We start from the raw sequence: 21140 nt of genomic DNA, 5'->3' as shown, positions 1-21140 counted from the left end.
GGGCGCCGCGGCAGTTCATGCTGCATGCTCGATCCACGACCACGCCATGCCCCAGGCCGGCTTTTCCAGGGCCTGCACAGCCTGGCGCCCGGCAGAGCCGTCAGACGACCTCCCGAACACCGTATCAGGAGTACCCGATGCCAAGGCGCCGCCCCCTTCCTGCACTAGGCCTTGCGCTGGCGCTGTGCCTGTGCGGTCGGCTGGGCCATGCGCAGTCGGCTGCGCAATGGCAGGCGGCGCAGGTCGCCGCCGCGCAGAAGTCCGAGCAGATCATGCAGGAGGCCAACCAGCACAAGAGCCTGCTGGCCCAGTACCGGGTGATGCGCTACTCGTACGCCACCGATCCGGACCCGGCGTTCCACATCATTTTTGGCCAGTACCTGAGCTGGTACCAGACGTTCGTCGGCAATTACCCGGATGCTGCGGCCAGCTTCTCGATCAAGCAGCCGGCGCTGCCGGACGACCGCCCCTCGCCGCTGGGCAACGCCGACTACCGCGCCCGCCCCGCGCTCGAAGCGATTCCCGAGCTGGCCAGGAACTACCGCGCGGTGTTCCTCAACGAAGCGCACAACATACCGCTCACCCGCACGCTGACCGTGCAGTTGCTGGGCAAGCTGCGCGTGGAGGGCTTCAACTATTTCGCCGCCGAGACGCTCTACCAGACCGACACCGGGCTGCAGGCGCGCGGTTATCCGGTCGCCAGCAGCGGCTTCTATACCGAGGAGCCGATTTACGCCGAGATGGTGCGCACCGCCTTGAAGCTCGGCTTCAAGGTGGTGGCCTACGAAGCGCTCTCCGCGGCTACCGGCGACGCCCGCGAAGCCGAGCAGGCGCGCAACCTCTACCGCGAGGTGTTCAAGAACGACCCGCAGGCGCGGCTGGTGGTCAACGCCGGCTATGCGCACATCCAGGAATCGGGCGTCTACCTGGGCGGCTCCTCGATGGCCGAGCACCTGCACAAGCTCAGCGGCATCGATCCGCTCACGGTGGAGCAGACCATGCTGTATCCCCACCCGTCGGCCAGCGACGACCACCCCGACTACGCCCCGGTGATGCAGCAACTGCGCCCCGACGCGCCGATCGTGTTCGTGGACAAGAAAGGCCAGCCGTGGTCGTTGCGCGCGGGCTATGACGTCAGCGTGTTCTTCCCGCCCGAGCGGATCAAACGCGGCCGCCCCACCTGGCTGGACCTCGGCGGCAGCCGCAAGCCGTATCTGGTCAGCGGCGAACGCTGCAACCACGTCTACCCGTGCATGGTCGAGGCGCGCTATGCCGGCGAAGGCGCCGACGCGATACCCGCCGACCGCCTGGTGCTCGACCCGCTGCCGTTGAACCCCACCACCAGCGACCGCATCAGCAACGGGCTGATCGAACCCCACAACCTGCTCTATCTGCGTCCCGGCAAATACCGGCTGAGCTACACCGATGCGGACGGCCACCAGCTGTTCGCCAACGACGTTACCATCCGCGACCAGGACGCGGCCACACCATCCGACCCCGCCGAGCCGCTCGCACCAGCACGGCCGGCCGCAGCCACCACCATCCAGGGGAAATCACCATGACCCGATCCGCCCTCCGGCCGCTGCTCAGCCTGGGCTGCCTGCTGGCAGCCTTCGCCGCGGCGGCCGCCAGCCCCGGCGGCCGCGCCGACGACGCCCCGCTGTTCGGCTTCAGCGCCAGCGCGGCGACGGCCCAGCAGGATCTCGAACGGCGCTTCGACGCCCAGCTCGATCCCGCCGAGCTGCGCGGCTGGCTCAAGCAGATGGCGTCGCAGCCCAACCAGGTCGGCTCGCCGCACGACAAGGCGAATGCCGAGTTCATCCTGTCGAAGTTCCGCGAATGGGGCTGGAACGCGCACATCGAGACCTTCAGCGTGCTCTACCCCACGCCGAAGAAGGTGGCGCTGGAGCTGCTCGGGCCGAAACCGTACGTCGCGGCACTGCACGAACCAGCCATCGAAGGCGACGCCACCTCCGGCCTCGCCGGCGTGCTGCCGCCCTACAACGTCTACGGGGCCGACGGCGATGTCAGCGCGCCGCTGGTCTACGCCAACTACGGCATGCCCGACGACTACAAGGAACTGGCCCGGCGCGGCATCGACGTGCGCGGCAAGATCGTGCTCACCCGCTACGGCCACGGCTGGCGCGGGTTGAAGCCGAAGCTGGCGCAGGAACATGGCGCGGTCGGCTGCCTGATCTACTCGGACCCGCACGACGATGGCTACGCCATGGGCGACGTCTATCCGCAGGGCGGCTGGCGCCCGGCGCAGGGCGTGCAGCGCGGCTCGGTGGCCGACATGCAGCTGTATCCGGGCGACCCCTTGACTCCGGGCATCGGCTCCACGCCCGGCGCGAAACGGCTGGCGCTGAAAGACGCAAAGACCATCCTGAAGATCCCGGTGCTGCCGATCTCCTACGCCGACGCCACGCCGCTGCTGCAGGCGCTGGCCGGCCCGGTGGCCCCGGCCGGGTGGCGCGGTGCGCTGCCGCTGACTTACCGCGTCGGCCCGAGCGCGGCGAACGTGCACCTGACCGTGCAGTCGGACTGGAAGCAGCAACCGGTCTACGACGTGATCGCCACCATCGAGGGCTCGGCCGAGCCGGACCAGTGGATCGTGCGCGGCAACCACCACGACGGCTGGACCTTCGGCGCGTGGGATCCGCTCTCCGGCACCATCGCCCTGATGGCCGAGGCCAAGGCCATCGGCGGCCTGGTCAAGCAGGGCTGGCGACCCCAACGCACGCTCGTCTATGCCAGCTGGGACGGCGAGGAGCCCGGCCTGCTCGGTTCCACCGAATGGGCCGAGACGCATGCCGCGGAACTCCAGCAGAAGGCCGTGCTGTATCTCAACTCCGACACCAACGGCCGCGGCTTCCTCGGCGCCGGCGGCAGTCACTCGCTGCAGCACCTGGTCAACCAGGTGGCCGCCGGCGTGACCGACCCGGAAACCGGTGTCAGCGTGCGCGAGCGACTGCGTGCACACATGCAAGTGGCCGGCAACAACAAGGACGCCAAGCCGGAAGTCAAGGCGATCGCCAAGCTGGCGGCGGCCGGCGGCGACCTGCCGCTTGCCGCGCTGGGCTCGGGCTCCGACTACAGCGCGTTCCTGGAACATCTCGGCATCGCCTCGCTGGACCTCGACTTCGGCGGCGAGGACGACGACGGCGGCATCTACCACTCGCGCTACGACTCGTTCGACCATTACGCGCGCTTCGGCGACCCGAGCTTCGACTACGGCATGGCGCTGGCCAAGGTCGCCGGCCACGTGATGCTGCGCAGCGCCGAGGCCAACGTGCTGCCGCTGCACTTCGGCGACTTCAGCGACACGCTGGGCCGCTACCTCGACGAACTGCACAAGCTGGTCGACGACACGCGCGAGGCTACCGAACAGCAGCACCAGCTGCTGGACAGCCATGCATTCGCGCTCAATGCCGATCCGACGCGGCCGGTCGCCCCGCCCGCGCGCGATTCCGACATGCCGGCGATCGACCTCGCCCCGCTCGACCGCGCGGCGAAGCAGCTTGCGCAGAGCGCCAAGGCCTGCCAGGCCGCCTACGACAAGCGTGCCGCCGCCGGCTTCAACCTCACCGCCGCGCAGCGCCAGCAGCTCGACCGTCTGGCCGGCAGCATGGAGCAGCGCCTCACCGATCCCGCCGGCCTGCCCGGGCGCAGCTGGTTCAAGCACTTCATCTATGCGCCGGGCATGCTCACCGGCTACGACGTCAAGACCGTGCCCGGCGTGCGCGAGGCCATCGAGGCGCGTCGCTGGGACGAGGCCAGCCACTACGCCGCACTCACCGCCAAGGTGCTCGACCGCTACCGCGCGCAACTCGACCAGTTGACGGCGCTGCTGGACAAGCAGTCCTAGCCTGCAGCATCACGCTCGATCGCGAGACGGCCAGACCACCGGCCGCCCCCGATCCGCTCCAACGCCGCACCCGTCCCGATGCGGTCGGCGCCCTGCTATAAATGCCGCCCTGAGGCAGCCGGCAGGTTGTACGGTCGTTCAATCACGACAGGGAAAATCAGCGATGAGGATGCAGCGCTGGATCGTTGCGGGTCTGCTCTTGCTGTCTACTGCCGTGCTGCAGGCACAGCCGGTCTCCTATGCCGAGCTGGCGCGACATGCCCAGTACAAGGACGTGAGAATCTCGCCGGACGGCAAGTACCTGGCCGCCACCGCAGTGGTGAACGGGCAGACCGTGCTGGCCCTGATCCGGGTGTCCGATCACCAGGGCAACCTGGTTCGCCCGCGGCAGGAGGACGACGTGATCGCTTTCTGGTGGGCGTCCGCTACCCGCGTGCTGTATTCCGTGGGCGAACGTGTCGGCGGTTACGATGCGCCGTTTGCCACCGGCGAACTATTCGCGGTCAACGCCGACGGCAATGGCGCGAACATGCTGTACGGCTACCGCCGCAGTGGCATGAGCACCGGCTCGCACATCCAGCGGGCGACGGCCGAATATGGCAGTGCCGAACTGATCGCCACCATCCCGGACGATCCCAAGCATGTGCTGGTATCCATCAGTTCGTGGTCGGGAGCCGGGCTCGAGGGCGCCATCCCCGTGGCCTACCGCATGGACGTGCGCAACGGCAACAAGACACAACTCATCGTTGCCCCCATGCGTGGCGCAAGCTTCGTCGCCGACCACCAGGGGCGGATCCGCTTCGCGGCTGGTTTTGACAATGACGGCAACGTCAGGGTCTACCAGCATCCGATCGATGGTGATGGCTGGCAGCTGCTGCCGGAAGCAAGCAGGAACCGCGCGATACCGATCGAATTCAACCGCGATGACAGCGAGGCGTATTTCACCTGTTCGGCACCCGCCGCCTTCGGCGTTTGCCGCTGGGATCCGGCAAAGCAGTCGCTCAGCGTCGTGTGGAGCAATCCACACGTCGAAGCAACCCGGATACTGCAGGGCCTGGCCGACGACAGCATCCTCGGCGTGGGCTTCACGGACGGCAGTAGCGGCGCGGCGTTGTTCGACCCGCAGTCACTCGCTGCGCAGACCCTGCTGGCGCTGATGAAGCAGTTCCCTGGCGAGAGCGTCCGCTTCGTCTCCGGCACGCGCGACGGCAGCCTGAGCGTGGTGCTGGTCGAGGCTGATGCCGATCCCGGCACGTTCCTGCTGTACGACGCCAAGGCCAACAGGCTCACGCCGCTGCTGGCCCGGGCCTCGTGGATCGACCCTGCCCGGATGGCCACCATGCAGCCGCTCGACTTCGCGGCACGCGACGGCATGCAGTTGCACGGCTACGTGAGCTATCCGCCCGGCAAGGAAAGCGCCAGGCACCTGCCGATGGTGGTGCTGGTGCATGGCGGCCCGTTCGGCATCCGCGACCATTGGGAATACCAGCCGGACGTGCAGGCGCTGGCCACCCGTGGCTACGTCGTGCTGCAGGTGAACTACCGCGGTTCCGGTGGCTACGGCTACGACTACGAACGCGCCGGCTGGAGGGAGTGGGGCGGCAAGATGCAGGACGACGTCACCGACGCCACCCGTTGGGCCATCGCGCAAGGCCTCGCCGACCCGCAGCGCATCTGCATCTACGGCGCCAGCTATGGCGGTTATGCGGCACTCGAAGGGGCGGTGAAGGAACCGGACCTGTACAAGTGCGCGATCGGCTACGTGGGCGTCTACGACCTGCCCCTGATGTACCGCCGCGGCGACATCCCGCAATCGAGCTACGGCGAAGCTTATCTCAAGCGTCAGCTGGGCGACGACATGAACGTGCTGGCTACCCATTCGCCGATCAACCAGCTCGACCGGCTCAAGGCGCGCGTGATGCTGGTGGCCGGCGGCGAGGACAAGCGCGTGCCGCCCGTCCAGGGTCTCAGCCTGCACCAGGCGCTGGCGAAACGGAACATCGCGCACGAGTGGCTGTACAAGCCCAACGAGATGCACGGCTTCTACAACGAAGCCAACCAGGCCGAACTGTATGCAAAGCTTGTGCAGTTCATCGGCTCCAGCATCGGCCCCGGCGTCACGGCGACAGGGAGCGGCAATACCGCCACCCACTGACCCTCTGCGGGGACAGGCGCGCTCCTGCCCGGTTCCGGCAGGAGCGCGTCGCACAGCTCGCCCACGTGGCAACCGATCGCCGTGGCGGCACAGGATTGCCCTGCCCAACTGATGGGCTACGCGCAGCCACACCGTTCTGGCAGAGTGCGACGATCAGCCGCCACACGACTCCCGGGGAAACTCATCATGCACGCACCCGTCCGGCTCTCGCTTGCCGTCCTGCTGGCATCAGGCACTCTCGGCGCACTGGCAGCGACCGCAGCCGACGGTTCGACACCGTATGCCCGCGATCCAGCCCAGCCGATCGACCAGACCTATACCAGCCAGATCCTGAAGTTCACCACCGACCCCTCATTCAATTCGCCGCTCACCGACTACCTGCCCGCCTCCGCCAGCGTGCCCACGCCGGACAAGGTGCTCGGCCGCATCGCCGGCGTGCCGGATTACCTGCCGCATGTGGCCGACGTCCATCGCTACTTCCGGGAGCTCGCCGCGGCCAGCCCGCGGGTGAAGGTGTTCTCGATCGGCAAGAGCGAGGAAGGCCGCGAGATGATCGCGGTGGCGATCGCCGACGAAAACCTGCTGGCCGGCCTCGACGCCAACAAGGCGCGCCTGGCCAAGCTGGCCGACCCGCGCCGCATCGGCATGGACGACGCCGTCGCCGACCAGTTGGTCGCGCAGTCCACGCCGGTCTACTACATCACCGGCGCCATCCACTCCACCGAGACCGGTTCGCCCACCGCGCTGATGGAGCTGGCCTATCGCTTGGCGGTGGACGAGGCGCCGTACATCCGGCGCATCCGCTCGCACGTGATCACCCTGATCACCCCGGTGGTGGAGGTCGACGGCCGCGACCGCATGGTCGACCTGTACAACTGGCACCTGGCGCACCCAGGCCAGAACTACCCGCGGCTGCTGTACTGGGGCCACTACGTGGCGCACGACAACAACCGCGACGCGATGGGCATGTCGCTGAACCTCACCCGCAACGTGGCCGACACCTTCGTCGGCTGGCACGCGCAGGTGCTGCACGACCTGCACGAATCGGTGCCGTTCCTGTACGACAACACCGTGGGCGACGGCCCGTACAACGCCTGGATCGACCCGATCCTCGCCGGCGAGTGGCAGCAGCTGGGCTGGGACAATGTGCAGCAGATGACCAGGCTCGGCATGCCGGGCGTGTTCGCCCACGGCGGCTTCGATACCTGGAGCCCCGGCTACCTGATGTTCATCGCCGCCATGCACAACGGCATCAGCCGCCTGTACGAGACCTACGGCAACGCCGGCGCCGACACCGTGCAGCGCATCCTCGAACCGGAGGAATACCAGCGCACCTGGTACCGCCCGAACCCGCCGCTGCCGACCGTGCTGTGGTCGCAGCGCAACAACAACAACTACCAGCAGACCGGCCTGCTCACCGCGTTGAACTACTTCGCCGGCAACGGCCAGCAGTTCCTGAAGAACTTCTACCTGAAGGCCAAGCGCTCGATCGAGAAGCCGCAGCAGGCCGGCCCGGCCGCCTACGTGTTCCCGGCCGGCGACAAGCGCAGCGGCTCGCGCGCCCAGCTGCTGCGCATCCTGCAGCTGCAGCACGCGGAGATCAGCCGCACCAGCGCACCGGTCACGGTGACCCTGCCGAAGCAGGACGACGACAGGAAGAAAGCGAAGACGCGGACCTTCCCTGCCGGCAGCTACGTGGTGCGCATGGACCAGCCGTACTCGCGCATTGCCGACACCTTGCTCGACCGCCAGTACTGGTCGCCAAAGGACCCGCAGCAGCACCCCTACGACGACACCGGCTGGTCGATGGGTGACCTGTTCGACGTGCAGGTGGTGCGCGTCACCGACACCGCGATCCTGAAGGCGCCGATGCGCCTGCTCGACGTGCCGGTCACCGTACCGCAGGGTCTGGCCGCGCTCGACATGCCGTCGGCGAAGCTGCCGCGCATCGCGCTGATGCACACCTGGCTGAGCACCCAGACCGAAGGCTGGTGGCGCATGGCGCTGGACAAGCTCGGGGTGCCGTACGACTACATCAGCACCCAGGACGTGGCCAAGGCTGGCGACCTGCGCGCGAAATACGACGTGATCCTGTTCGCCCCGGTCGGCGATACCAGCACGCAGCGCATCGTCGACGGCCTGCCGATGTGGGGCGAACCGCTGCCGTGGAAAACCACCGCGCTGACGCCGAACCTCGGCCACATCGACGCGACCGACGACATCCGCCCCGGCCTCGGCGAGAGCGGCATCGCCCACCTCAAGCGCTTCGTGCAGGCCGGCGGCCTGCTGGTCACCGCCGAGGACACCGCAAAGTTCGCCATCGACGTGGGCCTGGCACCGGGCGTCTTCGTCACGAAAACCGAGAAGCTGAAAGTGGTCGGCAGCGTGCTGCAGGCGAAGTTCGTCGACCGCGGCAGCCCGATTGCCGCCGGCTACGACAGCGACGAGCTGGCGCTGTACAGCGCGGCGGGCCAGTCGTTCAAGGTGTCCAACCTGGTCACCGGCGACCACGGGCTGCCGACCGCGAAGGAATTCCAGCGCCCGACCGGACGCGGCGGCCCGCACGACACGGACACCCCCGAAGGTCGCACTTCGACCGCCCCGGCCGCCCTGCCCGACGTCAAGCCGTGGCAACCGCTGCCGCTCAACGCCGAGCAGATGCGCAACAACCCGTGGGTGATGCCCGCCGAGCAGCGCCCGCGCGTGATCCTGCGCTACGCCGAGGCGAAGAACCTGCTGATCTCCGGCCTGCTCGACGGCGGCGACGAGATGGCCGAGCGTGCCGCCGTGGTCGACGCCCGCTACGGCAAGGGCCACGTGCTGCTGTTCGCCGGCAACCCGATCTGGCGCGGCGAGACCATCGGCAGCTACCCACTGGTGCTCAACGCCATCGTCAACTTCGACAAACTGGACACGCCACCGGCGAAACCCTGACTCCGGCGGCGAATCCGCCCTGCTATTTCGAGGGCGGCGCGGCCGGCTTCATCATGGCGTCGCGCACGGCCTTGAACGGATTGCCGGCATACCACTGCGGCCACACGCCCGCATGGCTGAGGTGTTGCCCCAATTCGTACAGTGCCTGGGTGTCCTGGAGGATGCCTTCCAGGTTCCAGTGCGGATCGAACACGTCGTTCGTCGTGTGGTAGCGGTGTGCGGTGTAGTCCTCGGCCGCCTTCTGGCCGGCAGCGCGGCCGCCCTCGATCAGATCCAGGCCCGAACTGGCCAGCAGCGCCGGCACGCCGGCCCGCGCGAAGTTGAAATGGTCGGAGCGGAAGTAGAAGCCGTTTTCCGGCGTGGTCTCCGGCGAAATCACCCGGCCCTGCTTGCGCAGCACGCCGGCGAGCATGTCCTCCAGCTCGGACTGGCCCTTGCCGATCACCGTCATGTCATGCGCGGGGCCGATCATCGGCAACGCGTCGACGGCGATGTCGGCCACCGTGCGGTTCAACGGGAACACCGGCTTGGCCGCGTAGTACTGCGAACCGAGCAGGCCCGATTCCTCCAGCGTCGGCATGAAGAACAGCACGCTGCGCTCAGGCGGCTTTGCCTGGTGTGCGAACGCGCCGGCGATCTGCAGCAGCATGCTCAGGCCGGTGCCGTTGTCGACGGCGCCGGCATAGACCTGGTGACCCTTGCGGCTGGGGTCGGTGCCCAGATGGTCCCAGTGCGCGGTGTAGACCACCACCTCGTCGGGCTTGTAGCTGCCCTCGACCATCGCCAGCACATTCTTCGATTCGATGTGGCCGATCTTGTTGTGCAGGGTGATCGAGGCGGTCGCGTGCAACGGCACCGGCTCGAAGCCGGGCTTCGCCGCGGCCCGTTCGAGTTCGGCGAAATCGAAGCCGGCGGCGGCGAACAGCCGGGTGGCTGCGTCGCGCGTCAGCCAGCCGGCCACCGGCAGCCGCGGGGACGGATCGACGTTGGCCGGCAGGCTCAGCTGCGGACCGACCGCGCCGTTCTGCAGCACGCTCCACGGATAACCGGCCGCGGCGTCGCTGGTGTGCACGATGAAGCAGGCGGCGGCGCCCTGCAGCGCGGCCTGCGCGTATTTGTACGGCCAGCGGCCGTACCAGGTCATCGCGCGGCCGTTGAACAGCTTCGGATCGCGGCTGGCGAAGCCGGGATCGTTGACCAGCACGATCACCGTCTTGCCTTTCACGTCGACGTCCCGGTAGTCGTTCCAGTGCCAGGCGGGCGCATCCGCGCCGTAGCCGAGGAACACCACCGGCGAATCCTTCAGCGCAACCTCGGCTTTCGCCTGCAGGGTCTGCGCCACCATGTCGGTGCGGTACGCCAGCTTCAGCGGCTTGCCGCCCGCGGCGACGTCCAGGCTGACGTCGGTATTCAGCAGCAAGGTGGAGTCGGCCGGCACGGTCTGGAACCACGAACCGTGGTTGCCCGGCTGCAGGCCCATCCGCTTGAACTCGGCCACCAGGAAATCGGTGGTGCGCTGCGCGCCGATCGTGCCGGGCTTGCGCCCGCCGAACGCATCGGAGCTGAGCGTCTGGTCGAAGCGGGCGAAATCGGCGGCGTCGATCGACGGCGCCCGCGCCGTGTCCGCTTCAGTCGTCGCCGCCTGCAGCGGCAACGCGACCAGGCCCAGCGCGGCCACCAGGGCAAAATTCCTCACTCGCATCAAAACGCTCCCACCGATGAAATCGACCACCTTTGTAGCGCGCCCCTGCACCGCTGTCCATGCAACAGGCTTCGCCAATGATCGTCGGTGGCAGCGGCAAACCTGCAACGTGGCCGTCGACCTGGCGCCATGATGCTGCCGCCATCGCAAGGGTGGCAGCCCGGTGCGCCCGCACGACAATCAGCTGCGCATGGCGGCGTCAAAAAGCCTGATCCGGTTGCGTCCCTCGCGCTTGGCCTGGTACAGGGCGCAGTCGGCATCGTTCATCAGCTGTCGCAGCTCATAACCGCTGCTGGCTGCGGCAGCCACGCCGAAGCTGGCCGAGATCGGGATGCCGGGGACATCCCCGGCGATCGAGGCGGCGGCGATCGCCGCGCGCATCTGCTCGACCCGCGGCAGCACGTTGTCCAGCGTGCACTCGGGCAGCAACAGGCCGAACTCCTCCCCGCCGAGACGGCCGAACACGTCGGTGGAGCGCAGGTGCGCCTGGCAGGCATCGACCGCACGCTTCAGCACCCGGTCGCCCACCGCATGCCCGTGCGTGTCGTTGACCAGCTTGAAGTGATCCAGGTCAATCAGCACCAGGCAGGCATCGCGCGCCGACTTGTGGCAGTAGCGCAACTCGCGTTCGGCCTCGTTGACGAAGTGCTGCCGGTTGAAGATGCCGGTAAGGCCGTCGCGCCGCGCCAGCCGCATGAAGCGCAATTGCGAACGCTTGACCCGATAGGCCCACAGTGCAATGGACGCCAGTACCAGCAGCAGCAGCGCGATATACAGCCGGCTGGTTTCTGCCGCCTTGCGATCCAGCTCGCCCTGAAGGGCGAGAATCCTGTTCTTCTTGTCGAGCCCCTCGATCTGCAGTTTCTTTGCCAGTACCTGCTGTTTGACGGTCTGGTACGCCAGTGCCTTCGCGCTCACATCATCCAGATAACCCTTGTCGGCGACCATGTAGCCTTTGAGATAGGCCAAAGCTTCGCCCAAGTCGCCTTGCTTCTCCTCAACCTGGTACAAAACCCGATAGGCAGAGGCAGTCGATGCGGAATATACGCCTCCGATGCTTTTGTTTTTCTCGACAACACGAAGTGCATGTATTTTTGCCAGTCCGGCATCGCCACGTTTCCAGTAAGCCTGTGCCAGCAAATCGTCAAAATCGGAAACAAGCGGCGGGTAGCGCTTGCGCTGAACATCCGCATAATTTTCCTGCAGCAGGCTGATGGCTTCGGCGGATCGCCCCCGCTCAATTTCCAACTTTGCGACGACTGTCTTGAACATGCCGGCAATCAGGATATTGCCGGCCCGGTCACAGGCTTCCCTTCCGTTGCGGATTTTTTCCTCGACGATCTGCCATCGCCCCGCCCGAAGAAGTGCATCGAGCTTGTAGTACCAACCGATGCAGGCACTCTTGGGGCTCTCGGCTCCTTTGATCAATTGCTCCGCATAGTCGATCGCCAAGTCGTATTGACCCGCCTCGAGGTACAACTGCGAAGCAACGCCAAGGGCTTGTATGCGGACTCGTCCTTCAGTTACTCGTGGAAGCTCTTCCAGAAGGAGGCTCAACCGTGCAAATGCCTCCTCGTATCGGGATTGCGTCACCAGGAGGTCTACCGTTGTCGCAGCGGCGCGAAACGACAGGGTTGGATCTTCCGACTGATCCGCGATCGCCTTCATCAAGGGAAGTGCCGTCTTGAAGTCCCCGCGAAAGACAATCTGTCGCGCATCGAGATAGCGTCGGTGCAATTGCTGCTGTGAGGAAAGCCTCAACTTGCTGTCATCGAGTCGTTGCATCAATGCGTTGAACTCATCGATGTTATTCGACTCGGCGCCATCAGCCAGTTTGAGAAGTTGTGCAGGGTCCTGGGGCAAAGAGGCGTGCTGCGGCTCGGCCGCAATAACCGCGCCGGCACGCGCAAGCAACCATATTGCCCATACGGCGAGGAGCAGACAGCGCCGTGCTCCCTGTCGAAACATTTGTCTGATCATCCACGCCTAACGGCAACCCGAGTTATACGGGTCATTTTCTGGGCCCCCTTGATGGTTTTTCCTTCACCCTGCCCTTGCCGTCCTCGTCTTTATCGTCCTTATCATCCTTATCGTCTTTATCATCCTCGTCCTCATCTTCCTTGCCTGGATTGATATAACAGCAGAAAGCCCCTTTCCCCAGTTTGGTCGCAAGGCTTTGGCCATCCCCGGCAAGGATCGCCACGCGCAACTCCGGATCAACCTCGGTACCGGACAGCGCAAGCCCCACATCATCCCGAGATGCATGGCGCAACCGCGCGTCCTGCCCCACCCGTTCCAGAAAATCGATCATATCGAACATCGGTCATCCCCCTGTCAGGATGATTGCCGGCTATCTGGTGATGGCCGCATGAAATCCCTCTGCCGGTCTTCCCCCGTTTCCCGCGCATTGCGCGCTGCAAGCAGCAAACCTGGCTGCCTGACGGGCCCAAAATACACCATTCCTTCGACGCCGTGCCATCGCATTGGGGTGCCTATCCTTGCCCCAGGCGGCAGGCGGAACGGCAGCCATCCGGCTCGGCTACTGCACGCCTTCGGTCGTCACGGCAACCGCGCTCAGTTGCGGTTTCGACCGGCCGTCGCTGACGCTGACCCGATTGCGGCCCTCGCGTTTGGCCCGATACAAGGCGTCGTCGGCGTGGATCAGCAGTTGGCGCAGGTCATGCCCGGAATGCTTGGTGGTCGCCACGCCAAAACTGGCCGAAACGCAGATTTCCTCGGCAGCATCGCCGCAGACCTCCACGATCGCCAAGCGGATCCGTTCGGTCCGGGCAAGCACCTGCTCGAGCGTGCACTCCGGCAACACGATGCCGAACTCCTCCCCGCCCAGGCGGCCGAAGATGTCGGTGGAACGCAGATGCGCCTGGCAGGCGGCCACGGCACGCTTCAGCACGCGATCACCCACCGCATGTCCGTAGGTGTCGTTGACGGCCTTGAAGTGGTCCAGGTCGATCAGCACCAGGCAGGCTTCCCGCCCCGACTTCCGGCAGTACTGCAACTGCTGCTCGGCCTCGTTGATGAAATGCTGCCGGTTGAAGATATCCGTGAGCCCGTCGCGCCGCGCCTGGCGCATGAAACGCAGTTGCGAGCGCTTGATGCGGTAGGCCCAGAAGCCGATAAAAGCCAGCACCGTAAGCAACAGCAATATGTATAGACGACTCGTTTCGGAAGCTTTTTTGTCGAGGTTTCGCTGGAGCTGCAGGATTTGGTTCTGCTTGCTCAATGTGTCTAACTGCAGTTTTTTGGCGAGAAGTTGTTGCTGGACGATCTGAAAAGCGAGTGCCCTGGCCCCCACTTCATCCAGCCAACCATTGTTTGACGCCATATAGCGCTCGTGATGGTCAAGAGCGGCCCGCAGGTCTCCCTGACTTTTCGCAATAAGATAGAGAACGCGCTCGGCAGTACTCAAGGATTCCGAATATTTGTTCCCACCACTTCGAGCAACCACTTGGAGTGCCGATTGCTTCGATAAGGCAATCTGGCCGGTACGCAAGTATGCCTCGGCCAATAGCGCATCAACCTGCGAGAGCAACCACGAGTAGCCACTTCTCTCCACTGCATCGTAACTGCTCTTCAGTAGTGTAATTGCCTCTTCTGAATGCCCCCGCCCCAATGCAACTCTCGCCAGGTACAGGCGAACGCCATTGGCATAAAGTTCGTCGCCCACCTTCTCGCACAGATCTATGCCCTGTTGAAACTTCTCGTTAATTCCGTCCAGCTTGCCTGCCTTGTAGAGCGCCACCAGTCTTGCGTAGCCCGTTTTGCATATCCAATCGTTCGGCTGCTGGGTTTCATTGGCAAGCTGGTCAGCATAATTCCAGGCAAGGTCGTACTGCCCAGACTCCTCGTAGAGGAGCGTAGCGACGGTGAGCGCCAGGGCACGAGCATCCGGGTCAGAAATCGTATGCAGCCGCGATAGCAGCAAATTCAAGCGTCGGAACGCATCCTCGTAACGGGAACGCTCCGCAAGAGAGTTCACCACGAGGGAGTCTGCCTTAAAGCGTAAAACCGAATCCCGCGAATGATTCAACACGGTATCAGCCAACCGATCCGATGTTGCGTAATCGCCGACGTAAGCTGCCTGCCATGCTTGAAGGTAATGCAGATATTCCTGTTGCGCGGGCGGCAACTTCGCAGCCTGTTTGTCGAGATGCTGCAAGAGCTCCAGGAATCTGTCGTAGTTCTGTGTTCTGCTGCTATCGGCCTCCTTCAGCAGGGAGGCGCTCTGGTCAACAGTCGGGAGCACAGCCGCATGGGCAGTACTCCCGGATAATCCGAGCAATATCCACCCCGCGATCACCATCCGGCGATTCACTACGGATGCGGGCATTGACTTAGCCGGTCAACTCCACGCACTCGACGCGGAGCGGCTTGTTTCGTCCTCGCGCTCTGGAGTTTCGTCGCCGCCTTCATCCTCCTGCTCTTCCTGCTCCTCGCCGGGCGCAAGCATCGCGCAATGTGTCGCAATGCCGAGCAATGCCTTCAATGTCGATGAATCCTCTGAGAGGATCGCATCCTGCAAAGTCAAATCCAGCCCCGTGCTCGCCATCACATGCTCAAGCTCATTGACCGATGCTCGGCTCAACTGTGCGTCCCGCCCCATCCGTTCAAGAAACTCGACAACGTCCGACATATGCATTCCCCCCGACTGTTGTTGGCTTGGTCAACGTCTTGGGGAACGCTGCCTCGCTGGCGCTATGCGCCAGCGAGGCCATTCCCATTCAAGCACGCTGTTCGTGGCAGTACTCGTCTTCATCGTTGATACCGGGAACAAGCAAACACCGTACCTGCGCAGGAACCAGCAAACAGCATACATTCTGCGCCCCCACCAGCGCAGTCAGTCGTTCCTGGTCCTTGGCCAGCACAGCCTCCTTGATATCCTGATCGAACTGGCTATGGGCCAGCATGCGCTGCATGTCCCCTGCTGAAGCATAGCGCAAGCTGGCGTTCTGACCGACGTTCTCAAGAAAATCGACGATATTCGACATGGCGTATCTCCCGGATAGTCAATGGATTGGAATGACGCGGCTGGCCTGATTCGCAGGGGTGGGATGGTTTGCCCCGCAGTGAGGCTTCAAACCGCGCCGATTCATCCTAGGGACGACGCCAACGGCAACTTGCCTACTTGCTCACAAAACGCCAGCATCCTGCTTGATTTCCGCCTTGTCCAGCGCGTCCAGCCGTGCGCGCATCGCCAGGTCAGGCTGCAGCGGGCCGGTCGGCGGCAGCACCACGGTGTCTTCCATGCCTACCTCGGCTTGCGGCAGGTCGCCCAGCCGGATCCGGCGAATCCGCGGCTGCTGGATCGGCAAGGTGGCGCCGCGGTAGATGATGATCTCGTGGTCCTGCGGGTAGTCGCGCGCCAGCACCTCGACCAGCAGTTCGCGGTAGGCCGGCCCGGTAGAGAAGCGCGCCAGCGACTGGTCGCCGACCAGACCCACCTGCCACAGCACCAGGTAGGCGGTCGGGTCGATCCGGCGCCGGTAGAACAGCAGCTGGCTGGCCTCGAAGTGCTGGCAGCCGTAGCGGCCGGGGTCGATGCCGAGGTCGGCGTAGAGGCAGTCCTCGGCCGAGATGCCCGGTTCCATGTGCGCCGCGTAGCCCTCGCTGCGGGCCACCTCGATCGACTTGTGCGGTGCCCAGGCGAACACGCCGGGATGGCCGTAAAACACCCCGCACACCCGCTTGCCCGCGCGCACCTCGGTGAGGATCGCCTCGACCATCTCGCGGTAGGTCTGCATGCGCGACTTCCCTTCGCGGTAGTACGGCTGCAGGCTGCGTACGTCCGGGTGCATCTTGTGCAGCCACATCTCGACGATGCCGTCGGAGAGCCCGGCGAACACCACGTCGGCCTGTTCGATGTAGCTGCGCGCCAGCGGGCCGAGGTGCGAGCCCAGGGTCATGCCCAGGCCAACGCAGACCAGGCTTCCGGGTGAACTTGCTGCATCCATGGTGGCGCACCGTCTTGGCAGTGGGATGGCGGCATTATTCGCACGCCCGCGACGGCGGCGCCAGTTCAGCGCTCCACGGGCGGCTTCGCCGGCAGCGCCTCCAGCAGCGGCTTGATCAGGTCCAGCGGCAGCGGGAACACCACGGTGGAGGATTTGCCGCTGTTGGACATGTCGGCCAGCGTCTGCAGGTAGCGCAGCTGCAGCGCCTGCGGCTGCTGCGACAGCAGCGCGGCGGCGTCGCGCAGCTTCTCGGCGGCCTGCAGCTCGCCGTCGGCGTGGATCACCTTGGCGCGGCGTTCGCGCTCGGCCTCGGCCTGGCGGGCGATCGCGCGCACCATGGTCTCGTTGAGGTCGACGTCCTTGAGCTCCACGTTGGCGACCTTGATGCCCCACGGGTCGGTGGCCTCGTCCAGGATCGCCTGCAGGGTGTGGTTGATCGAATCTCGCTGCGACAGGATCTCGTCCAGCTCGTGCTGGCCGAGCACCGAGCGCAGCCGGGTCTGCGCCAGCTGGCTGGTGGCCTGCAGGAAGTTCTCCACCTGCAATACGGATTTGTCGGGCTCGACCACGCGGAAGTAGACCACCGCGTTCACCCGCACCGAGACGTTGTCGCGCGAGATCACGTCCTGCGGCGGTACGTCCATCACGGTCACGCGCAGATCGACCCGGATCATCCGCTGCACGAACGGCACCAGCAGCACCAGTCCGGGGCCCTTGGTGCCGGTGTAGCGGCCCAGGGTCAGCACGACGCCACGCTGGTACTCCGGCAGGATCTTCACCGCGGAGAACAGCAGCAGCATGCCGAGGATTACCAGAACGCCGACGAATCCGAACATGATCATCTCCCGTCTCTCATGGATGGGTCGTGTCGGCTGGCGCCGGCTCGACCCGCAACAGCAAACCCTGCCGCGACACCACGCGCACCCGCGCACCAGCCGGCAAGGCGATATTGCTATGCACGCGCCAGCGCTCGCCGCGCACCAGCATCCACGCCTCGCCGTTGGCGCCCACCGACTCCAGCAGTTCGCCGATATCCATCCGCATCGCCGCGTCGCCGGTGGCCTGATGCGCGCGGCGCGAACGGAACACCAGCCACACGATCAGCGCCAGCAGCGCGGCCGCACCCACGGCAATGCCGGCGATCACGCCAAGGTTGACCGCATAGCCCGGCACGCCGGTATTCATCAGCATCACCGAGCCCGTCACGAACGCCACCAGTCCGCCGACGCCGAATGCGCCCACGCTGGGGTTGGCCGCCTCCGCCACCAGCAGGCCGACGCCCAGCGCCATCAAGGCCAGCCCGGCGTAGTTCACCGGCAGCAGCTGCAGCGCGTACAGGCCGACCAGCAGGCTGATGCCGCCGGCAATGCCCGGCAACATGGCACCGGGATGCATCGCCTCCAGGGCCAGCCCGAAGATACCGCCCAGCAGCAGCAGATAGGCGATGGTCGGATTGGTGATGATCGCCAGGAAGCGCGTGCGCGCACCGGGCGCATACTCGCGCACGGACGCGCCCCTGAGCTGCAGCGTGACATCGCGCTCGCCCACCCGCACCTTGCGCCCGTCCGCCTTGGCCAGCAGCTCGGCCAAGTCCGCCGCCACGAAGTCGACCACGTGCTGCTGCGCGGCCTCGCTGGCGGTCAGCGTGGCCGCGCCGCGCACCGCCTGTTCAGCCCACTGCGCGTTGCGCCCGCGCAACTGCGCCAGCGAGCGGATGTAGGCGATCGCGTCGTTCATCACCTTGTGCGACTCGGCGTCGTCGCCTGCTGCCGCCTCGTCTTTGGCGGCAGAACCGGCCGGCGCCGGCTGCTCGCCGGTTTTTGGCAGCGGCATCGGCGTGGCGCCACCCAGCGACACCGGCGTGGCCGCGCCCAGGTGGGTCGCCGGCGCCATCGCAGCGATCTGCCCCGCATACAGGATGTAGGTGCCGGCGGAGGCCGCCCGGGCGCCCTGCGGGGCCACGTACACCAGCACCGGCACCGGGCTGGCCAGCATGCCGGTGATGATCTGCCGCATCGAGTCGGCCAGCCCGCCGGGCGTGTCCAGCCGCAGCACGATCGCCACCGCACCGTCGGCCACCGCGCGTTTCGAGGCGTCATCGAAGTATTCGGCGGCGGCCGGACCGATCGGACCATCCAGCGCGATCTGCGCCACCATCGGCCGGCTTGCCGTGGGTTGGCCGGTCTCCGCCGCCAGCACCGTGACTACCGGCAGCATGCAGCAGCACATGATCCATGCCACCCTCGACCAGCGCTTCATCGGACCTGCCTCCCGCCGATTCGCCATCGACGCAGCCATCCTAGCGCGGACGGCGCGCGCAAGCTCGTCAATCGCAACTACCGGCAACCATTCCAGGGAAACCGTCATGCCAAGAATCGATACAGCTACCGTCCCGGAACGCAAGGGCTCCGGCTATCCGCCGCCTTATGCGGCGTTCGCCGGCGAACGCCGCAAGCAGGCGCTGGGCGACGCTGGCGGCTTGACCGACTTCGGCGTCAACCTCACCCACTTGCCGGCAGGCGCCTGGTCCAGCCAGCGCCACTGGCATTCGCACGAGGACGAATTCGTCTACGTGCTGTCGGGCGAACTGGTGCTACTCAGCGACGCCGGCGAACAAGTGCTGCGCGCCGGCGACTGTGCGGCGTTTCCCCGCAATGTCGCCGATGGCCACCACCTGATCAATCGCAGCGGGGAAATGGCCGTTTACCTGGAAATCGGCTCACGCTCGAACGAGGATGCCTGCAGCTATCCCGACATCGACCTGCATCTGGAACGCGGCGCAGACCGTTATTCGCACAAGGACGGAACACCCTATGCCTGAATTCCTGGGCTGTCGTGCGGCAGCGGCCATTGCGCCAGCACGTGGTAATCCGGCTGGCCGACCACGCTGTGCAGCAGCACGACGCGATCGACCGGCCACACCAATGGCGCGACTGGCGTGGCATCCAGCACCACGCCGTGGCTGTAGGCGAGCGTGACGTGCGGCGTGAAGCCCGCTTCGAGACGACGGCCTTGCCCGGCCAGGAGTAGCGCATGGCGCAGCTCGTGCCACAGCTGCTGCAGCGGCGCGGGCACGCTGGCACTGCGAAGAATGCATGGCGGCTGCCGGCCGCGGAAGCCGGCGGCCTGGTCCAGCACCCACTCGAACGATGGCGTGCGCAAGCGCTGCGCCGCCGCGGTGGCGGCGGCAACCACGTCCTGCCGCAGCGACGCGTGGTCACCGAGAAAATGCAGCGTGACGTGGTAGCGCGCCGGCTTCACCCAGCGCGCGCGCAGCCCGGGCTGGCCGGAGCGCAGCGCGGCCGCGGCCTGCGCCAGCTGGGCGCGCGTCGCCGCGTCCGGCAACAGGGCCAGGAACAGCCGATGCACCTCGGCCGGTTGCGCGTTATTGCCGCCAAGCAGGTCGAGCTGGGTCGGGCCGGGAGGCGAAAGTTGCCGGTTCATCGTCAGGTGGCGGCCGAGATGACGCGCGAAACTAGCCCGCCGTGCCCGCCGGCGCGGGCAAGGCCTGTCCGACCAGCAGGCCGCGGATCGTGCGCAGTCTGGCCTTGATCCTCGCCTCGTTGGCCGTGCCCGCGCGCAGCAGCAGCTTCTGCCCGGTCGACAGCGATTCCAGCGCCGGGTCGGCGTAGACGTAGTATGCCTTCGAGCGCACCAGGGCCGGCGGCTGGGCGGGTTCCGGCGCGGCCAGCATGTCGTCGATCGCCACGATCAGGCGATCGTTGAGATAGCCCTTCGGGTAGCCCAGCTGCCGATACGCCTGCTGGAACAGCGGATAGGCGTGCACGTACCAGGCCACCAGCGCCTGCGGATCGACGGCGTCGACCACCCGCATGTACGGCGCGTAGCGCGCGGCGTTCGCGGCGCCGGGGACCGTGGCACCGCCCACCTCCTCGACCGCAAATGCCCCCTTGGGCGCATGCGCCGGCAGCGTGAATGCCGCCAGCCCGTCGTGGCGCGGCAGCGCATCGACGGTGGCGACGATGCGCGCGACCAGTTGCTGGCTCACCAGCAACGAGGACAGCTCGCTGTCCCCGGCCAGCGCGACGAGCGCCGCGGCCACGCTGGCATCGCTGTCGCCCAGCGCGGGCAGCGCCGCGGTCGATGCCGTTGCCGGGCCGGTCTGCACCTGTTCGATCGGATGCTGGACCGACGCCGTGGCGGGAGGCACGGCGGTGGATGCCGCCGCGGCCGGCGTGCTGGATGCCGGCACGCCGGGCTGCATCGCCTTGCGCGCGAGGTACACGCCGCCCGCCACGACGGCCAGTACCACTACCACCGCGCCGATCCAGCTGCCTGTCGATGATTGCCTGCGCACGTTCACCCCTTCTGTCGTCGCGTATCCGCTATGGACTCGTTCATCCGCGATTCGTTCATTGCGGGCGCATCCCGCCACGCGAGCGTACCCGTTCCCTCGCTGCGCCGCGCCTTCCCCGGCCATAACAACCGGGTCACGTGCCCACAACGCCCCGGGGACTAAGAGCCAAGCGTGCAAGCCCGTCTTGCCGCGTG

The 21140-nt window shown here is 66.2% G+C and carries 16 protein-coding genes; 5 read left to right on the top strand and 11 right to left on the bottom strand.

Translation table 11 applies throughout. The annotated features are described in order from the left end of the window. Positions 1-137 precede the first annotated feature (137 nt). From AC3WTD_RS02700 to AC3WTD_RS02685, 4 genes are all read left to right on the top strand, one after another. Entirely contained in the window at positions 138-1562 is a 1425-nt protein-coding gene (locus tag AC3WTD_RS02700) for a hypothetical protein (protein WP_037089042.1), read from the top strand. Continuing rightward, on the top strand, positions 1559-3868 hold the full coding sequence (locus tag AC3WTD_RS02695; RefSeq protein ID WP_492612843.1) for a transferrin receptor-like dimerization domain-containing protein: 2310 nt from the start codon (positions 1559-1561) through the stop codon (positions 3866-3868). Before AC3WTD_RS02700 ends, AC3WTD_RS02695 begins: the two co-directional genes overlap by 4 nt. Before the next feature lie 163 nt (positions 3869-4031). Then, positions 4032-6023 carry an alpha/beta fold hydrolase gene (locus tag AC3WTD_RS02690; protein WP_492612842.1) on the top strand — a complete coding sequence of 664 codons (1992 nt, stop codon included), beginning with the start codon at positions 4032-4034 and terminating at the stop codon, positions 6021-6023. 186 nt (positions 6024-6209) lie between these two features. Further along, entirely contained in the window at positions 6210-8957 is a 2748-nt protein-coding gene (locus AC3WTD_RS02685) for a M14 family zinc carboxypeptidase (RefSeq protein WP_492612841.1), read from the top strand. 22 nt (positions 8958-8979) lie between these two features. On the opposite strand, the gene AC3WTD_RS02680 is transcribed toward AC3WTD_RS02685, so the two are convergent. From AC3WTD_RS02680 to AC3WTD_RS02640, 9 genes are all read right to left on the bottom strand, one after another. Further along, positions 8980-10659 (bottom strand): M28 family peptidase, encoded by a 1680-nt coding sequence (locus AC3WTD_RS02680; protein WP_492612840.1) that lies wholly within the window; start codon positions 10657-10659, stop codon positions 8980-8982. Between the two features lie 180 nt (positions 10660-10839). Next, a complete protein-coding gene (locus AC3WTD_RS02675; protein ID WP_492612839.1) occupies positions 10840-12573 on the bottom strand; it encodes a diguanylate cyclase in 1734 nt (577 codons plus the stop codon). 97 nt (positions 12574-12670) lie between these two features. Beyond that, on the bottom strand, positions 12671-12979 hold the full coding sequence (locus AC3WTD_RS02670) for a hypothetical protein (protein ID WP_492612838.1): 309 nt from the start codon (positions 12977-12979) through the stop codon (positions 12671-12673). 219 nt (positions 12980-13198) lie between these two features. Next, positions 13199-15007 carry a GGDEF domain-containing protein gene (locus AC3WTD_RS02665; RefSeq protein ID WP_492612837.1) on the bottom strand — a complete coding sequence of 603 codons (1809 nt, stop codon included), beginning with the start codon at positions 15005-15007 and terminating at the stop codon, positions 13199-13201. A 12-nt stretch (positions 15008-15019) separates the two neighbouring features. After that, entirely contained in the window at positions 15020-15310 is a 291-nt protein-coding gene (locus AC3WTD_RS02660) for a hypothetical protein (protein WP_027491796.1), read from the bottom strand. Positions 15311-15398: 88 nt separating this feature from the next. Then, positions 15399-15665 (bottom strand): hypothetical protein, encoded by a 267-nt coding sequence (locus AC3WTD_RS02655; protein ID WP_492612836.1) that lies wholly within the window; start codon positions 15663-15665, stop codon positions 15399-15401. 141 nt (positions 15666-15806) lie between these two features. After that, complete coding sequence (locus tag AC3WTD_RS02650) at positions 15807-16628, bottom strand: SAM-dependent methyltransferase (protein WP_492612835.1); 822 nt, start codon at positions 16626-16628, stop codon at positions 15807-15809. Positions 16629-16693: 65 nt separating this feature from the next. Then, positions 16694-17464 (bottom strand): slipin family protein, encoded by a 771-nt coding sequence (locus tag AC3WTD_RS02645; RefSeq protein ID WP_037089073.1) that lies wholly within the window; start codon positions 17462-17464, stop codon positions 16694-16696. Positions 17465-17480: 16 nt separating this feature from the next. Continuing rightward, positions 17481-18887 carry an NfeD family protein gene (locus tag AC3WTD_RS02640; RefSeq protein ID WP_492612834.1) on the bottom strand — a complete coding sequence of 469 codons (1407 nt, stop codon included), beginning with the start codon at positions 18885-18887 and terminating at the stop codon, positions 17481-17483. Here AC3WTD_RS02640 and AC3WTD_RS02635 point away from each other — a divergent pair. Beyond that, a complete protein-coding gene (locus AC3WTD_RS02635; protein ID WP_492612833.1) occupies positions 18856-19449 on the top strand; it encodes a cupin domain-containing protein in 594 nt (197 codons plus the stop codon). The two genes, AC3WTD_RS02640 and AC3WTD_RS02635, sit on opposite strands and share 32 nt — an antisense overlap. Here AC3WTD_RS02635 and thpR read toward each other — a convergent pair. Next, positions 19440-20072 carry an RNA 2',3'-cyclic phosphodiesterase gene (gene thpR / locus AC3WTD_RS02630; protein ID WP_492612832.1) on the bottom strand — a complete coding sequence of 211 codons (633 nt, stop codon included), beginning with the start codon at positions 20070-20072 and terminating at the stop codon, positions 19440-19442. The two genes, AC3WTD_RS02635 and thpR, sit on opposite strands and share 10 nt — an antisense overlap. Positions 20073-20103: 31 nt before the next feature. Then, positions 20104-20946 carry a DUF3014 domain-containing protein gene (locus AC3WTD_RS02625; RefSeq protein WP_492612831.1) on the bottom strand — a complete coding sequence of 281 codons (843 nt, stop codon included), beginning with the start codon at positions 20944-20946 and terminating at the stop codon, positions 20104-20106. Positions 20947-21140 lie beyond the last annotated feature (194 nt).

The organism is Rhodanobacter sp. FW106-PBR-R2A-1-15 (assembly GCF_058789735.1).
Note: the sequence above shows the minus strand (reverse complement) of the source record. Positions and strands in the feature narration are given on the sequence as shown.

Excerpts from the sequence above, each read along its gene's own strand:
- AC3WTD_RS02685 (WP_492612841.1), top strand. The coding sequence starts at position 6,210 with ATGCACGCACCCGTCCGGCTCTCGCTTGCCGTCCTGCTGGCATCAGGC.
- AC3WTD_RS02645 (WP_037089073.1), bottom strand. The coding sequence starts at position 17,464 with ATGTTCGGATTCGTCGGCGTTCTGGTAATCCTCGGCATGCTGCTGCTG.
- AC3WTD_RS02650 (WP_492612835.1), bottom strand. The coding sequence starts at position 16,628 with ATGGATGCAGCAAGTTCACCCGGAAGCCTGGTCTGCGTTGGCCTGGGC.
- AC3WTD_RS02635 (WP_492612833.1), top strand. The coding sequence starts at position 18,856 with ATGATCCATGCCACCCTCGACCAGCGCTTCATCGGACCTGCCTCCCGC.
- AC3WTD_RS02670 (WP_492612838.1), bottom strand. The coding sequence starts at position 12,979 with ATGTTCGATATGATCGATTTTCTGGAACGGGTGGGGCAGGACGCGCGG.
- AC3WTD_RS02655 (WP_492612836.1), bottom strand. The coding sequence starts at position 15,665 with ATGTCGAATATCGTCGATTTTCTTGAGAACGTCGGTCAGAACGCCAGC.
- AC3WTD_RS02660 (WP_027491796.1), bottom strand. The coding sequence starts at position 15,310 with ATGTCGGACGTTGTCGAGTTTCTTGAACGGATGGGGCGGGACGCACAG.
- AC3WTD_RS02690 (WP_492612842.1), top strand. The coding sequence starts at position 4,032 with ATGAGGATGCAGCGCTGGATCGTTGCGGGTCTGCTCTTGCTGTCTACT.
- AC3WTD_RS02700 (WP_037089042.1), top strand. The coding sequence starts at position 138 with ATGCCAAGGCGCCGCCCCCTTCCTGCACTAGGCCTTGCGCTGGCGCTG.
- AC3WTD_RS02695 (WP_492612843.1), top strand. The coding sequence starts at position 1,559 with ATGACCCGATCCGCCCTCCGGCCGCTGCTCAGCCTGGGCTGCCTGCTG.
- AC3WTD_RS02680 (WP_492612840.1), bottom strand. The coding sequence starts at position 10,659 with ATGCGAGTGAGGAATTTTGCCCTGGTGGCCGCGCTGGGCCTGGTCGCG.
- thpR (WP_492612832.1), bottom strand. The coding sequence starts at position 20,072 with ATGAACCGGCAACTTTCGCCTCCCGGCCCGACCCAGCTCGACCTGCTT.
- AC3WTD_RS02665 (WP_492612837.1), bottom strand. The coding sequence starts at position 15,007 with ATGCCCGCATCCGTAGTGAATCGCCGGATGGTGATCGCGGGGTGGATA.
- AC3WTD_RS02640 (WP_492612834.1), bottom strand. The coding sequence starts at position 18,887 with ATGAAGCGCTGGTCGAGGGTGGCATGGATCATGTGCTGCTGCATGCTG.